This window comes from Parabacteroides sp. FAFU027 (assembly GCF_022808675.1).
Classification (GTDB): Bacteria; Bacteroidota; Bacteroidia; order Bacteroidales; family UBA7332; genus CAXXIC01.
In genome coordinates this window covers 186,625-201,016 of sequence record NZ_JAKZKV010000004.1, presented here as the reverse complement: position 1 = coordinate 201,016, position 14,392 = coordinate 186,625, and the positions used below count along the sequence as shown (strand labels likewise).

The 14,392-nt window shown below is 43.5% G+C and carries 15 protein-coding genes; 5 read left to right on the top strand and 10 right to left on the bottom strand.

Annotated features, from left to right (window positions below; all coding sequences use genetic code 11):
- Positions 1–163 precede the first annotated feature (163 nt).
- Complete coding sequence (locus MLE17_RS08220; protein WP_243348286.1) at positions 164–1,267, bottom strand: glycosyltransferase family protein; 1,104 nt, start codon at positions 1,265–1,267, stop codon at positions 164–166.
- A 17-nt stretch (positions 1,268–1,284) separates the two neighbouring features.
- Positions 1,285–2,085: a UDP-2,3-diacylglucosamine diphosphatase gene (locus MLE17_RS08215; RefSeq protein WP_243348284.1), complete on the bottom strand. Its 801-nt coding sequence runs from the start codon at positions 2,083–2,085 to the stop codon at positions 1,285–1,287.
- A gap of 146 nt (positions 2,086–2,231) precedes the next feature.
- On the opposite strand from MLE17_RS08215, the gene MLE17_RS08210 reads away from it, so the two are divergent.
- Both MLE17_RS08210 and amrB read left to right on the top strand, forming a co-directional pair.
- Positions 2,232–3,044 carry a hypothetical protein gene (locus MLE17_RS08210; RefSeq protein ID WP_243348282.1) on the top strand — a complete coding sequence of 271 codons (813 nt, stop codon included), beginning with the start codon at positions 2,232–2,234 and terminating at the stop codon, positions 3,042–3,044.
- A 49-nt stretch (positions 3,045–3,093) separates the two neighbouring features.
- Positions 3,094–4,536 carry an AmmeMemoRadiSam system protein B gene (gene amrB, locus MLE17_RS08205; RefSeq protein WP_243348279.1) on the top strand — a complete coding sequence of 481 codons (1,443 nt, stop codon included), beginning with the start codon at positions 3,094–3,096 and terminating at the stop codon, positions 4,534–4,536.
- Positions 4,537–4,572: 36 nt separating this feature from the next.
- Here amrB and amrS read toward each other — a convergent pair whose 3' ends face one another.
- Both amrS and nth read right to left on the bottom strand, forming a co-directional pair.
- Positions 4,573–5,604 carry an AmmeMemoRadiSam system radical SAM enzyme gene (amrS, locus tag MLE17_RS08200; RefSeq protein WP_243348278.1) on the bottom strand — a complete coding sequence of 344 codons (1,032 nt, stop codon included), beginning with the start codon at positions 5,602–5,604 and terminating at the stop codon, positions 4,573–4,575.
- A 253-nt stretch (positions 5,605–5,857) separates the two neighbouring features.
- Positions 5,858–6,511 (bottom strand): endonuclease III, encoded by a 654-nt coding sequence (nth, locus tag MLE17_RS08195; RefSeq protein ID WP_243348277.1) that lies wholly within the window; start codon positions 6,509–6,511, stop codon positions 5,858–5,860.
- Between the two features lie 234 nt (positions 6,512–6,745).
- Here nth and MLE17_RS08190 point away from each other — a divergent pair, with 234 nt between their 5' ends.
- Positions 6,746–7,171, top strand: a complete 426-nt coding sequence (locus MLE17_RS08190; RefSeq protein WP_243348274.1) for a VOC family protein — start codon at positions 6,746–6,748, stop codon at positions 7,169–7,171.
- 73 nt (positions 7,172–7,244) lie between these two features.
- On the opposite strand, the gene MLE17_RS08185 is transcribed toward MLE17_RS08190, so the two are convergent.
- The 6 genes from MLE17_RS08185 to rpmH all read right to left on the bottom strand — a co-directional run bounded on the left by MLE17_RS08185 (position 7,245) and on the right by rpmH (position 12,353).
- Positions 7,245–7,904 carry a B3/4 domain-containing protein gene (locus MLE17_RS08185; RefSeq protein WP_243348273.1) on the bottom strand — a complete coding sequence of 220 codons (660 nt, stop codon included), beginning with the start codon at positions 7,902–7,904 and terminating at the stop codon, positions 7,245–7,247.
- Positions 7,901–9,061, bottom strand: coding sequence for a 1-acyl-sn-glycerol-3-phosphate acyltransferase (locus tag MLE17_RS08180; protein WP_243348272.1), 1,161 nt, complete (start codon positions 9,059–9,061; stop codon positions 7,901–7,903). Before MLE17_RS08180 ends, MLE17_RS08185 begins: the two co-directional genes overlap by 4 nt.
- Positions 9,058–10,032 (bottom strand): D-alanine--D-alanine ligase, encoded by a 975-nt coding sequence (locus tag MLE17_RS08175; RefSeq protein WP_243348271.1) that lies wholly within the window; start codon positions 10,030–10,032, stop codon positions 9,058–9,060. The genes MLE17_RS08180 and MLE17_RS08175 overlap by 4 nt, the downstream gene beginning before the upstream one ends.
- Positions 10,033–10,128: 96 nt before the next feature.
- Complete coding sequence (locus tag MLE17_RS08170) at positions 10,129–11,196, bottom strand: RluA family pseudouridine synthase (protein WP_243348268.1); 1,068 nt, start codon at positions 11,194–11,196, stop codon at positions 10,129–10,131.
- Positions 11,196–11,825: a PASTA domain-containing protein gene (locus MLE17_RS08165; RefSeq protein WP_243348267.1), complete on the bottom strand. Its 630-nt coding sequence runs from the start codon at positions 11,823–11,825 to the stop codon at positions 11,196–11,198. Before MLE17_RS08165 ends, MLE17_RS08170 begins: the two co-directional genes overlap by 1 nt.
- A gap of 375 nt (positions 11,826–12,200) precedes the next feature.
- Positions 12,201–12,353, bottom strand: coding sequence for a 50S ribosomal protein L34 (gene rpmH / locus MLE17_RS08160; protein WP_243348265.1), 153 nt, complete (start codon positions 12,351–12,353; stop codon positions 12,201–12,203).
- Positions 12,354–12,531: 178 nt separating this feature from the next.
- Here rpmH and efp point away from each other — a divergent pair, with 178 nt between their 5' ends.
- Together efp and MLE17_RS08150 are read left to right on the top strand one after the other, a co-directional pair.
- The gene (gene efp, locus MLE17_RS08155; protein WP_243348264.1) at positions 12,532–13,095 is read left to right on the top strand and encodes an elongation factor P; all 564 of its coding nucleotides are present in this window, start codon (positions 12,532–12,534) and stop codon (positions 13,093–13,095) included.
- Between the two features lie 136 nt (positions 13,096–13,231).
- Positions 13,232–14,221: a glycosyltransferase gene (locus MLE17_RS08150; RefSeq protein WP_243348263.1), complete on the top strand. Its 990-nt coding sequence runs from the start codon at positions 13,232–13,234 to the stop codon at positions 14,219–14,221.
- The last annotated feature ends 171 nt before the right edge of the window (positions 14,222–14,392 follow it).

Below are 14,392 nucleotides of genomic sequence, written 5' to 3'. Positions count from 1 at the left end.
GAGCATAAATATATCATTTTTCAACCACACATCAACTATAAATATCATTTTGACACCACACAGACCATTTACAAAACATTTATCCAAAATAGAATATAATCAAAAAAGCGGCAACAAGACCCTTATTTCTTGTTGCCGCTCATTCTTAGTATAAAAATTCGCATTAAGCCATTACCCACTCTCTTACCAAACGATATTCGAACCCGGTCAACTCATGCAGTATTATTTTCTCCGCTTTCATTACCCACTGACGAAAAGCTGGGGTTTGCGTGTAAACAGGTATTGAATCCACCAGTTTATTCAGGTCAAAAACATCTGCTGTCACTCCTGCACCGGAACGCATCGCATCAATCACGTTACATTCCTGCTCGATATGCACCGGAACCATCAGTACCGGTTTTTGTAAATACATCGCCTCACATACCGATTCAAATCCTCCGGTAGTAGCATACGCCTTGCAGCTTGCCATATAATGAAGAAACATCCGGTCATCGAGCCTGTGCATGGCCAGCATCGGCGTTAGCATCTCAACCGGAGCTGCATCCTTTTTATCCCAGAAAAAATGCAACGGATACCCAAGATTCGAAGCGCTCCAGACTTCCAGTTCATCTGCAAAGGCTGCATTCAGGACATATCCTAAAATATGGTTTCCTCTTTTAGGTACGGACTGAAGCACCTCATCACGCAGAAGCGGTGGCACAAAAGCTAGCTTACCATCCTCTGGCTGCTTTTCTTCCCGGAAAGAAAGAGCCAATATCTTGCTTGTCCGTAACGAGGTACACCAGGAATAGAAATTGAGCAACCGGAATCGCAACGTATTCTCTCCGGTATATTCAAAACGGTCGGTCATCAGGTAGTATTGGTGCGCTATGTTTACCATCGGAGCTTCCGGACTGAATATACCATAAGTCAGTCCGCACATTAGTTCGTAGAAATTAACTACCACATCAGGCTGTTCTTCCTTTATCGTGCGACGTATGCTCAATATGCTTTGAATGAAAACCGGAAGCATCAGTAGATTATACAATACACTGAGCAATATGGATGAGCATCGGGGATTCTGTGACGGAGCAAAGTTTGGGCTCTGAAAACTGATTACCTCCTGTGATATCTTTTTACGAAAGAATTCAGGTACCTCTCGGTTCTTACTGCATCCAACCATTACCGCGACAACCTCATAGCCGTTTCGTTCAAGCATATTCTTCAGGCTGATAGCCTGCGTAAAGTGCCCGCGGCCTTCTCCCTGCACCACGAATAAATATCTCATATCTTTAGCTTTTAGAATTAAATAACTGCTGCCACATTCAACGGAATACGTTTAATATCATACTCCTGAGCCTCCTGACTTTCCAGATAAACTTCCCAGGTTCCGTCTTCATTTTCCAACAACGCCGACATAGATTCCACCCAGTCTCCGGAATTCAGATAGTGAATGCCGTCAATCATTTCATTGGCCGGTTTGTGGATATGCCCGCAGATGATACCATCAAAATGACGGGATTTGGCCAAAGAAACCAACTCCTTCTCATAATCGGAAATGTAAGAAACGGCAGATTTGACCATTTGTTTGACCGATTGAGATAAAGAGAAATAGGGCAGGCCGCGCTTGGCTCTGTATTTATTGTATATGCGATTCCCCCATAATAGAAAAGTATATCCAACATCTCCGATTTTTGCCAGCCAGCGCATCTTAGAGGTCACAGAGTCAAAAACATCTCCGTGTACCACGTAATAGCGTTTACCGTTGCTTTCGTGTACATAGTCTTTGACAATTGACAGATTGGCAAATGAAAAAGGAGCCAGCAGGTCTATAAAGTCATCATGATTTCCACGTATATAGATAATTTGGGTATTGTGCTTCTCCATCATTTTCATGATGACTTTGAAGAATTCGGTATGTTCATGTTTCCATTTGCCTTTGCCGCTTTTTTGAAGATTCCAACCGTCGATGATATCACCGTTCAGAATTAGGGTATTGCAATTCACCGTTCGAAGGAAGTTGGTTAACTCGGTCGTCTTTGAGTGCTCGGTCCCCAGGTGAATATCAGACAATACGATGGTGGGATAGAATTTTTGTGTAATCATATTCTTCACAATTTGGTTATACAAAGCAACCAAAAGCATATTACAGTTTCAAAACGAACAGATGAATATGAGATGACACATTTTCCTAAAACTTCCTTTTCTACAGATTGTTATAAAATAAGGTTCAACACTAACCAGACAAGACAATGGTGGTCAGAAAAAATATCGGAATAGTAACGCTGTTTCTTTTGGTGAATTTATCAATGTCGGCTCAATTTGACAGTACCCCGTTAAAGGCAAAATATGGGAAAGTCAGATTTCACAGCGAAGGTCGCAAGGCTAACTGGTTTTTATCGTTCGGTGGTGGAGAACAAACTTTTTTCAGTCCCCATTTTCCGGCTAACGGACAAATTATATACCCGGGTGCAACTCTGTCTGTTGGAAAAATGCTGTCACCCGAATGGGGCATTCGACTTAATACAAACGGAGGAGAGGCTAATTCAAAAACTCATGTAGTAAGGTATGGAACAGCCAATCTGGATATGCTGCTGAATCTATCGACAATTATCGGGGGCTATTACGAATGGAGACCATTTGAGTTTTCCCTGTTTTACGGTCCAGGCTATTTACAAACGCTAAAATATCAGGGGCAGGTAGCCACATCGAAAACAACGCTTCATGCCGGTGCTATCCTCTCATTCAGGATGAGCCGATTTACGAACCTGAATTTTGAGTTTCAACAAAACACAACCGGATTTCCCGGGGAAAATGGAGTTTTGTCCATGGCAACTGCAGGCTTTAATATCAAGATCGGCAAAAGAAGATATACAGCATACGTCCCGGAAGAACTACTAAGCGAACAAAGCTACCGGGAAACATTACAACTTGAGGCAGAAATTAAAAGATTAAAGGAACGGGTAGAAAAGGCAGAAAATAAGCCAAAGACAATAATGGTACATGATACCATTTACATAAATAATCCGGTCAAAAAAAAGACATTCAATCCGGTCAATCCATAACCTAAACGTCCAACTACTGATTTCCGAATCAGAAAAAAATGAAAGAGTGATGAAAAGCATAAAGAAGAATATAGACCGACAACCTGCTGTAGCCGGAAAATTCTATCCGGCAGATCCCTCGGACTTAGGAAAAATGCTCGACAATCTTTTTGAAGAAGCGTCAGCTAAAGAATGTGAGCACGTAAGAGCCATTATCAGTCCTCACGCAGGATATGTCTTTTCAGGAAAAACGGCGGCATCAGCATTTAATCAGATAGACGGAGAAGTAACCTATAAACGGATTTTTCTGTTAGCATCTTCTCACCATGTCAGTTTTGACGGGGCATCCGTCTATTGCGAAGGTGATTTCGTAATGCCTTATGGAAAAGAGATTGTAGATACCATTTTCGGAGAAATGCTGACCGAACGTTTTCCGGCTGTTTTCACTAATGACCCAACAGCCCACGTTAATGAACACAGTATCGAAGTACAGCTTCCATTCCTGCATCACGTGATGAAAACCTGCTACCGGATTGTTCCCATTATCATCGGCACCTCCAATCCAGAGACCTGTAAACGCATTGCTGCAATACTTAAGCCCTACTTCAACCCCAACAATCTGTTTGTAATCAGCACTGACTTTTCTCACTACCCCGCCTATTCAGATGCCATGAAGGTGGATGAATTGACTCAGAAAGCAATACTCTGCAACGATCCGGATATTCTAATGGCAACCCTCAGGGACAATAGCCGCAAGCATATTCCCAACCTGGCAACTTCGCTTTGCGGGTGGACATCAGTATTGACTTTGCTCGACATGACGACCCACAATGATGCTTTAGAACTAAAGTCAATCAATTATACCAATTCAGGAGACGCGAAGTATTATGGAGAAAAAAGCCAGGTAGTCGGTTATTGTGCGATGGTTGTTACGGATAAGAAAACAGAAAAGTCAGAGTTTAAGTTATCCGAATCGGAGAAAACGACATTATTGAAGATCGCCAGAAAAACAATTGAAGAGCATCTGAAAGGAAAGAATCCGGAGACTGAACAAGAGAGCGATCTTTCGCCTTCCCTGAAAGAATATTGCGGGGCATTCGTCACCCTGCATGAAAAAGGTCAACTGCGCGGATGTATTGGCAAATTAATTAGCAACAGTCCTCTACATGAAACGATTCGGGATATGGCCATCTCCTCCGCCTTTCACGATTACCGGTTTATGCCTTTGAATGCGCATGAACTACCTCATATCGATATTGAAATATCCGTTCTTTCACCTTTAAAGAAAATCGACGATATCAAGGAGATTCAAATGGGCAGACACGGTATCCTGATTGAAAAAGGACACCGTTCCGGGGTATTTCTTCCACAGGTAGCGACAGAAACCGGTTGGAGCAAAGAGGAATTCCTTGGCCATTGTGCCCGTGACAAAGCGGGATTGGAATGGGACGGTTGGAAATCAGCAAACATTTACATCTTTACCGCTACCGTCTTTGGCGAAAAGCTGATTTGAAAATGGAAGATTCGAAAAAAATAGCAGGCAGAGGGGTTACCATCTGCCTGCTATTTTTTCATTGCAATAACTGCATTTCCCAGCCTCCATTTTATTCAGGGAAATAAAATACCCGAGGCGCTCAACCAGCAACTTCCGGCAGGAGGGACAGTAAGTGTTTTCGCCATGCACCTCAGGCATATTCCCGATATAAACGAACTTCAAACCGGTACGTTCTGCGATTGCTTTAGCCTCAATCAACCTGTATTCCTCTGTAGGAGCTAGATCATGTAATTTGTAATTCGGAAAAAAGCGACTAAAATGAAGTGGTGTATCGGTGAAATCATTTTCAACAAGCCATTTACACATCTTCTCTATCTGATCAATACCATCGGTATATCCGGGGATTAACAGATTGGTTATTTCTAACCAGACTCCACTTTCCTTTAACAGGTTCAGGGTGTCAAGCACAGGCTGTAAACGGGCGCCATCCAGCTTCCTATAAACCTCTTCATCCAGACATTTTAGGTCAATATTAGCGGCATCCAGATAAGGAATCAGCTCCTGCATCGGACAGGTATTGATGTAACCGTTGGATATCATGACAGTCTTTAGCCCCTTTTGGTGGGCTATCTTAGCTGTGTCAAGCATATATTCGAAGAAAACCGTCGGCTCGGTATAGGTGAATGCGATCATTTCGGTATGACGTCCTATTGCCTCCTCCACAAGTTTTTCAGGTGGAAGGTCATAATGGTCCAGTTGTGATGGCGAAGCTTGTGAAATTTGCCAGTTCTGACAATTAAGACAACGGAAATTGCATCCGGCAGTTGCCAGTGAAAATATTCTCGACCCCGGATAGAAGTGAAAAAGCGGTTTTTTCTCTACCGGATCCACAGCTAAAGAACAGGGATTTCCATAAGCCCGGGTGTATAAATGTCCGCCGTGATTTTCCCGCGTGCGGCAAATTCCGGTTTTCCCGTCTGCTATCACACAATTGTGCGGACAAAGATGGCATTGCACCCGTCCATCCACCAAAACCTCCTGATACAATGCCAGGCGACTCCATTTATCCAAAGTTGCTGTCTTCATGGTTTATCTGTTTTCTCTAAAACAATGCACTTTGGAAAAAAGTTAGAGCCTGTTTAAATTTTATTGCAATACTTTTTCAGGACTATTTGAGGTAGATTTTTTGCTTTCCTTTCGCAGATTTAGCGGGCTAAACCAAGAAAGGAAAGTGAAAATACGCCCAAAAGAGACTAAAAAAGGAGCAAAGAAAGGAGACTCTCTCCTTTATGATAATGTTTCGGTAAAATTTAAACAGGCTCTTAGTCTCCTCACATTATTAAACGACTGTTTTTGAAACTGTTTTCCTGAAATAATCACAAACACCGGTCAGTCCGCATTGCTCACATTTTGGTTTACGCGCCTGGCAGACATATCTACCATGTAAAATAAGCCAATGATGGGCAATCGGAAGCAACTTCTTCGGAAAGTACTTAACCAGGGTCTTTTCAGTTTCCAATGGCGTTTTTGAGTTTTTAGTCAGGCCGATCCGGTTCGATACCCTGAAAACGTGTGTATCGACAGGCATGGCCGGATTGTCAAATGCCACCACCTGCATTACATTGGCCGTTTTTCGTCCCACTCCCGGAAGTTTCACCAACTCTTCGGGTGATTGGGGAACCTCACCATTGTATTTTTCCATCAATATTTTTGCCATCCCGACCAGATATTTCGATTTACTGTTGGGATATGATACGCTTCGGATATACTCAAACACCACTTCGGGGGAGCTAGCCGCCATAACCTCCGGAGTAGGAAAATCCTGAAACAGCTTCGGAGTTATCATATTCACGCGTTTGTCGGTGCATTGGGCTGAAAGAATAACAGCCATCAGTAACTGAAATGGGTTCTCATAGTGCAACTCTGTTTCAGCGACAGGCATAGTCTGTTCAAACCACTCTATCACACGTTTATAGCGTTCTTTCTGGGTCATTTATCCATTATTTGAAATAGAAAAGTAAAGAAATAAAGAATCAGCGATTTATAAAAGCCCTGGCAGATAAAGAATATCCTGACACCTTCAATTTAGAAATAAACTGTTCAACATCAAAATTCAGCATATCGCACAAAACATTTGTATTTATCCACCTTAAAACTGAACCAAGCACACTCTGAGGCGTTGAATTTTGTACAGGAACAAATAAATCAATTCATTAAATCTACAACTATGGCAACAGTAAACACTTATCTGACCTTTAACGGCAACTGCGAAGAGGCTTTCAATTTCTACAAATCAATCTTCGGTGGAGAATTCACAACCCTGCAACGGTTTAAAGACTTGCCTTCGGAACATAATATTCCGGAGGATGAAGGCGAAAAAATCATGCATATCTTCTATCGCTTTAGTAAAGAGACCTGCCTGATGGGGTGCGATTCTTCGAGCATGTTTGGCGAGGCTACAATCGGGGACAACTTCTCGCTTTCGGTCAGCGTGGATAATGACGACGAGTGCACCCGCATCTTCAATGCACTGGCTAAAGGAGGAGAAATAACGATGCCTTTACAGAAAGTATTCTGGGGAGCATTATTCGGCTCATTGACGGACAAATTCGGAATCAACTGGATGATAAGCCACGAAACGCCAAAGGCTTAAGCGGGTTTCTTTTAAATATAAAGAGCACGAAGATTTAATATCCTCGTGCTCTTTGTGTTATCAACGGCCCGGTTTAATATTCGAGCAGTTGTATATTTTCGGCAAACGCATACCTCTGAAGTAAATCCACAGCAAAACCGGCTGCTTCATTTAATCCTTCTTTCCCGCTGAATCCGTTTATCAGCATCAGCAGCTTCGTGGTTCCCGGGGAAATCTTTGTCCGCTCTTCGTCGCTGGTCGGAGTCCCGATACCACCAAGTTCATCCCGGTAAACCGGTAGTCCTTCGATATTCAGCAATCCTCTGCCAATACCTTCAAACATCTCTTCTGCCTCCCCTACTCCGAAGGTCAGATTCCCAACGACCCGGTCGGCATCAAATCCACCAATCGAATAACCGGTCCTGAGCGAAACCAGATTAATCAGGTCAACCAACGTATTTATCTTATAGAGACCTAAACCTCGTAACAACCGCCGGTGCAACGCTTCTGCCGATGGGCGATAACGATTGGGATCTTTTCCCAGTGCTTTATACGCCTGACGGGTAGCTGCAATCGTCGGTATTTTGTTGACCTGTTCTATTTTCAGGCTCTGACTCAGCTCATTTTCAAAGGCTTCAATCTCCTCCCAAAGCGGCGTACACTCTTCTGTATTGTGAACATTACAAGAGATCGCTATTCCCGCAAACCGGGGACAAGCTGTGCGAATCGATTCCGAGAGGGTGATTGAAATCATACAATTGCCAATTTCTCAATTACTGCCAGTTGATTCTTCAATGGATTGGAATACATTTCCAACAATTTACTTCTGAGAAATTCCACATCCTTATTGGGTAAATCTATCTTATCAATCTGACCGGCAATGTATTCTTCAAACACGTTCTTTTCTTCAGCCGTATATTTGGCGGCAAAAGCATTTGTTCCTTCCAACCAGTCCAAAGCCACATAGTTGCCTGAGAAAATCTTGTAGTTGGCGTGAATTTCATCGTCAATGGCGGTCACCACATCCTGAAGCAATTCCGATTTTGACTTTCCGGTTGGAATTTGTTCCAGAATACGGTTAATCGGCTCACCCAACTGGAAATGGATATGTCCTTTTTGTCCGAAAATACCGGTTTCCATGTTCAGCAGGTCATCTGCCTGGCATTTTTTAAATTCAGGATTGTCCCGTTTTTGTTGAAATTCTTTCGCTTTGAGGTAATCGCAAGGGTCGTATTCGTATGAGAGGGAAAGCGGTACGATATTCAACGCTATCACGTTTGACAGGAAGTCACTGTCTCCGCCCATACTGAGCATTTTAATCAGGCTCTCCTGTGTCTGGTCATTCGCATCTTTCGCACGACCTTCTCGTTGGGCAATCCACACCATCTCTTGTTTTACCGTAATAGCATGGTGGATGTAAGCCGAAAGCTTTTGTGATGAGGTCATCATCTGACGGACTGAAACCCCGCGTTTTACGATAAAGCTTTTATTCAGGCGAACCAGGTTTTCAATCCAGGGAAATACCAGCAGGTTATCGCCAATCGCAATTTCACATCCGCGCAAGCCTTTATCCAGCAACAAGATACTCAATATGGCAGAATCCAGGATAATATCCCGGTGGTTGGAGATAAAGGTACAGCTGTCCATTTCGAGAAGTTTATCGAAACCTTCGCCAACCAGCCCTTTCGATGAATGGTTCACCAGCTTCCACACCATCGGTGAAGAAATCTTCGACTGGAATTCATCCTTGCTGTTGAATTGTTTCAACTGTTTGGCCAAATCCTCAATATTCACTTCAGGCAAAACATATTTTACCGCACGGATAAAACGTTCTTCCTTTAGCAATGCCTCAATAATGGCAGGAACCTCTTCGTCATGAAAAGGTCTTATATCTTCAAAATCATGGCTCATAGTTCGTTTTCGATTATATCAGTCATTACATCCTTGATATCCAATCCGGCAGCTTTCACCTGTTGCGGGATAAAGCTGGTCGCAGTCATGCCCGGAGTCGTATTTACTTCCAGCAAATAAACTCCGTTTTCCGAAATAATATAATCGGCACGGATAATGCCTTTACAACCTAAAATATCGTAAATCTGAGATGTCCGGTTTTGAATCAATGAAGTAAGTTCAGCTGAAATACGGGCCGGTGTAATCTCTTCCGCCATAGAAGCGTTGTATTTGGCTTCGTAGTCGAAGAATTCGTTTTTGCTGACCACTTCAGTAATCGGGAATACGACAGCTTTTTCTTTCGTTTTATAGCAACCGCAGGTCACTTCCGTTCCCGAAATAAACGATTCGATAATCACCTCTTCGCCTTCACCGAAAGCATTGGCGATGGCTTGCTGCATTTCGCCCGCCTCCTTTACCTTGGAAACTCCAAAGCTTGAACCGCCGACGTTTGATTTCACAAAGCAGGGCAATCCCACTTCAGCGATGATTGCTTCGGTAGCCAATACCTCTCCTTTGCGCAGGTGGACAGCGTTTGCCACCTGGATGCCGTATCCGCTGAGGTAGCGGTTACAAACGTATTTGTTGAAAGTTATGGCAGCAGCCAATACCCCACAACAGGAATAAGGAACGCCTACCAGTTCGAAATACCCCTGCAAGATACCGTTTTCACCCGGAGTCCCGTGAATGGTGATATAGGCAAAGTCAAATTTCGTTTTCACGCTATCTTGCGTAAAGCTGAAATCATTTTTATCTACAGGCAATTTTGTCTGCTCATTGATAACCACCTGCCACTCGCCACCGATAATGGTCACGACATACAGGTTATATTTTTCCGAATCAATAAAGGTGCTCAGCCCCTGAGCACTTTTCATCGAAACGACCCATTCCGATGAGTCGCCTCCGGCCACAATGGCAATGTTCTTTTTCATCTCAGTTTTATTAATGTCTTATTATAGAAGTCCTTCAGTTAAATAAGGGAACCGAATGAGATTCAATAATTTCAGGATATATAAGGGTTAACTCAATTACACTTCCCGGTTAGCGGTATATACCCGCCAACGCTCCACCAGATAACGCATATCATCGGGCACTTCCGAATCGAAATTCATCTCTTCGCCTGTACGGGGATGGATGAATCCCAACGTTTTGGCATGCAGGGCCTGTCGCGGACAAACCTCAAAACAGTTTTGTACAAACTGTTTGTATTTTGCAAATGTCGTTCCCTTCAGAATTTCATTTCCGCCATAACGTTCGTCGTTGAATAGCGTATGACCGATATGCTTCATGTGCACACGGATTTGATGCGTGCGCCCGGTCTCCAGGCGGCATTCCACCAAGGTGACATAACCAAGCCGTTCGATCACCGAATAATGCGTAACGGCATGTTTTCCATAATCCCCATCAGGAAAGACGATCATCTGCTGGCGATCCTTTAAGCTGCGGCCAATATTTCCGGTAACGGTACCATCATCCTTAGTCACAGTTCCCCAGACCAGTGCGACATAACGACGCTTGGTGGTTTTGTTGAAAAACTGCAGTCCCAGATGCGATTTAGCTTCCGGTGTTTTGGCTATCACCAACAGGCCCGAGGTATCTTTATCAATCCGGTGCACCAATCCCAGTCGCGGGTCACCGGCATTAAAGGCCGGATGATCCTTGAAATGGTAAGCCAGTGCATTCACCAGCGTTCCGGAATAATTTCCGTGACCGGGATGCACGACGAGGCCCGGCGGTTTATTTACCACCATCAGGTCATTATCTTCGTAAACTATGTCTAAGGGAATATTTTCGGGAATGATCTCGATTTCACGGCGCGGAGTAGCCATCACGATCGTGATCACATCAAGGGGTTTCACCTTGTAATTGGACTTCACGGGCTTGCCGTTAGCCAAAATATAACCCGCATCAGCCGCATTCTGGATGCGGTTGCGGGTAGCATTTTCTATGCGGTCGACGAGAAACTTGTCGACACGGAGAATCGTCTGACCTTTATCGGCTACAAAACGGAAATGTTCATACATCCCCGTCTCATCGACCTGTTCTTCTGATTCTTCCTCTATTTCATCTATATCTTCAAAAAGATCTTCTTGCATTAAAACCAGGATTCTTCACTGTTTTCCACTTTTTCGACCGGTTCTTGCTTGGTCGAGTCGGAATCGATCGGTTCATTTCCATCACCGACATTCAGGGTTAGGCTCGCCCCCATAGGCAATCGTTGTCCGGGGAACACTTTGGCGCCTTTGAAAAATACATCGACTACCAAATCTTTATATTGAGAGGGTACTTCCACCACTTTCGTTACCGTAAATCCCATAGCCGTAAGCGTAGCTGTAGCCTGGCGGGTAGATTGGTCACGCACATCCGGAACCGGCACTTTTTTTGCCACGGAGGAATTTATTGATAAAAAGACGATTCGTCCTTCTTTCACATGCGATTCTGCGGCCGGAATTTGCTCCAGGACAGAGCCCGGTTTTTTACCTTTAATATAAACCGAGTCAATAACTTCGAACCGCAAATGCTTGTTTTTCAAAACATCAGCGGCTTCATCCACCGTATACCCTCTCAAATCAGGTACTACGATCGACTCATTGTGATGAGTATAAAACCGCAACCAGATAATCAGCAGGATAATCAACAGGGCAAATACCGCAACTCCTTTCAGTATGGTTTTCAGATAAATATTTTGAAGCAGACCGTGGGCAGATTTCTTCTTAACCTCCATAATGGCAATAATTTAGCAAAGCGTGGCGAAATTACATAATAATTCTCAATCTAAGAGCCTGTTTAAATTTTATTGCGATACTTTTTCCGGACTATTTTGAGGTTGATTTTTTGCTTTTCTTCCACAGATTTAGCGAGCTAAATCAAGGGAGATAAGTAAAAAACAGGGCCAAAAGAGACTAAAAAAGGAGCAAAGAAAAGAGCCAACTCTCTTTTATTGGAATTTTTCGGTAAAATATAAACAGGCTCTAAGGCTTTAGCCGCCGAATAATTCGCATTAATTCAACTACTCCCTGTTTGCCAAAAACAAAAAAAGTAAAGACTCCCCTTATGGAAAACCTTTACTTTCTTATGTAATATCCTCTAAAGAGACTTATTATCCGTTGTATTCGTCAGATACAGTCAGTTTTTTTCTGCCTCTTGCACGACGTGCAGCCAATACTCTGCGGCCATTAGCGCTAGCCATTCTGGTACGGAAACCGTGTTTGTTTTTTCTTTTTCTGTTTGAAGGTTGGAATGTTTGTTTCATCGCCGTATTTTATTATTGTTATTTCGCTTAATGAATTTCGGTCGGCAAAAATACCCACTTTTTTTCTATTTACAAAGTGTTGTTGGTTTTTTGGGGCAAACTTTTTTCTTTTTCGGCGATTTTCGATTACTTTTGCGCCAAATATTAGAAACTTAATTCATTAGTACTACAGAATTTTATGGCAACTACTGCAGATTTCAGAAACGGCATGTGTATCGAATACAACAATGGTCTCTATTTTATCATTGAATTCCTGCACGTGAAACCTGGAAAAGGCGCCGCTTTCGTCCGCACTAAACTTAAAAACGTACAAACCGGCCGTGTTATTGAAAACACCTTCAACTCGGGTGTGAAAGTAAACGAAGTTCGTATCGAGCGTCGTCCGTACCAATATCTTTACAAAGATGATATGGGTTACAACTTTATGAACAACGAAACTTTCGAGCAAATCACTATCGATGAAAATATCATCAACGGTGTGAAATTCCTGAAAGAAGGCGAAATCGTAGAGGTGGTAGCTCACGCTGAAAACGAAACTGTTCTTTACGCTGACGTGGCTACTCAGGTTGTTCTTGAAGTAACTTACACTGAACCAGGCCTGAAAGGTGACACTGCAACCAACACATTGAAACCTGCAACTGTGGAAACAGGTGCTGAAGTTCGTGTACCGTTGTTCATCGAAACCGGAGAAAAAATCAAAATCGACACCCGCGACGGTTCTTATATAGAGCGCGCGAAATAATCTTTCGGAACAACACATCCCATATATAAACGGGGAACGGAATCAGATTTCGGTCCCCGTTTTTTGTTATATGTAAAAGGGTTCTCTCTTTTTTGTGCTATATTTGAATCTCAGATAACCCGCAAAACACTTAGCCATGCAATTCTCGCTCATAATCCCCGTATATAATCGTCCGCAAGAGGTGGACGAACTGCTGGAAAGCCTGACACAGCAAACCTTCAAAGACTTTGAAGTAATTGTCGTGGAAGATGGATCAAGCCTCACCTGCCGCGATGTGGTAAAAAGATACGAAGCACAGCTGAAGGTCTTCTACTTCATCAAGCCCAATTCCGGACCCGGTGCTTCACGAAACTACGGGGCGGAGTATGCCAATGGCGATTACCTGATTATTCTTGACTCAGACTGCATCATTCCGCCCTATTACCTGACCGAGGTATATATGGAACTGAGCAACAATCCCTGCGATGCGTTTGGCGGTCCGGATCGTGCACACGATTCATTTACCCGCATGCAGAAAGCGATCAACTACGGCATGACCTCATTCTTCACCACCGGAGGTATCCGCGGCGGGAAGAAGCAATTGGACAAGTTCTATCCGCGCAGCTTCAACATGGGCATCCGGGCTGACGTATTTAACAAACTGAACGGCTTTTCCGACATGCGATTCGGAGAGGACATCGACTTTAGTATCCGCCTTTACAAAGCGGGATGCAAAGTACGCCTTTTCCCCAAAGCGTGGGTATTTCACAAACGCCGTGTGGATTTGCGCAAATTCTACAAACAAGTCTATAACTCCGGGATTGCCCGTATCAACCTTTACAAAAAATACCCGGAATCACTCAAAACGGTCCACCTTCTGCCGGCTGTCTTTACGGTGGGAACGCTGTTCCTGGTTCTTTGCAGCATTTTCTGCATTTACAGCCTGATTCCTATTGCGCTTTATTGCCTGCTGATTTTGCTGGACGCAACCATTTCCAACAAAAGCTTTATCGTTGGCCTGTTAGCTATTCCGGCGGCATTTACACAGCTTTTCGGATACGGATTCGGCTTCCTGAAAGCTGTATGGCAACGAATTATCCGGGGTCGGAATGAGTTTAATGCCTTCGAGAAGAATTTCTATAAGTAAAAACGTCAAAGAGCTTTCCGGAAAAATACCTCTGGGTACTCTTTTCTGATGTTTTAAAGCAAAAAAATCCGCAGTAACTGTGAATCAAACGATTCCAGTCACTGCGGATTTTTCTATTATGTCAATAATCAGCAGCCTCGTTACCCAACCAGTTACACATCCACCGTATTG

Bases quoted from the DNA above. Each gene is read 5' to 3' on its own strand.
- MLE17_RS08220 (WP_243348286.1), bottom strand. From the start codon at position 1,267: ATGAGATATTTATTCGTGGTGCAGGGAGAAGGCCGCGGGCACTTTACG.
- MLE17_RS08215 (WP_243348284.1), bottom strand. From the start codon at position 2,085: ATGATTACACAAAAATTCTATCCCACCATCGTATTGTCTGATATTCAC.
- MLE17_RS08210 (WP_243348282.1), top strand. From the start codon at position 2,232: ATGGTGGTCAGAAAAAATATCGGAATAGTAACGCTGTTTCTTTTGGTG.
- amrB (WP_243348279.1), top strand. From the start codon at position 3,094: ATGAAAAGCATAAAGAAGAATATAGACCGACAACCTGCTGTAGCCGGA.
- amrS (WP_243348278.1), bottom strand. From the start codon at position 5,604: ATGAAGACAGCAACTTTGGATAAATGGAGTCGCCTGGCATTGTATCAG.
- nth (WP_243348277.1), bottom strand. From the start codon at position 6,511: ATGACCCAGAAAGAACGCTATAAACGTGTGATAGAGTGGTTTGAACAG.
- MLE17_RS08190 (WP_243348274.1), top strand. From the start codon at position 6,746: ATGGCAACAGTAAACACTTATCTGACCTTTAACGGCAACTGCGAAGAG.
- MLE17_RS08185 (WP_243348273.1), bottom strand. From the start codon at position 7,904: ATGATTTCAATCACCCTCTCGGAATCGATTCGCACAGCTTGTCCCCGG.
- MLE17_RS08180 (WP_243348272.1), bottom strand. From the start codon at position 9,061: ATGAGCCATGATTTTGAAGATATAAGACCTTTTCATGACGAAGAGGTT.
- MLE17_RS08175 (WP_243348271.1), bottom strand. From the start codon at position 10,032: ATGAAAAAGAACATTGCCATTGTGGCCGGAGGCGACTCATCGGAATGG.
- MLE17_RS08170 (WP_243348268.1), bottom strand. From the start codon at position 11,196: ATGCAAGAAGATCTTTTTGAAGATATAGATGAAATAGAGGAAGAATCA.
- MLE17_RS08165 (WP_243348267.1), bottom strand. From the start codon at position 11,825: ATGGAGGTTAAGAAGAAATCTGCCCACGGTCTGCTTCAAAATATTTAT.
- rpmH (WP_243348265.1), bottom strand. From the start codon at position 12,353: ATGAAACAAACATTCCAACCTTCAAACAGAAAAAGAAAAAACAAACAC.
- efp (WP_243348264.1), top strand. From the start codon at position 12,532: ATGGCAACTACTGCAGATTTCAGAAACGGCATGTGTATCGAATACAAC.
- MLE17_RS08150 (WP_243348263.1), top strand. From the start codon at position 13,232: ATGCAATTCTCGCTCATAATCCCCGTATATAATCGTCCGCAAGAGGTG.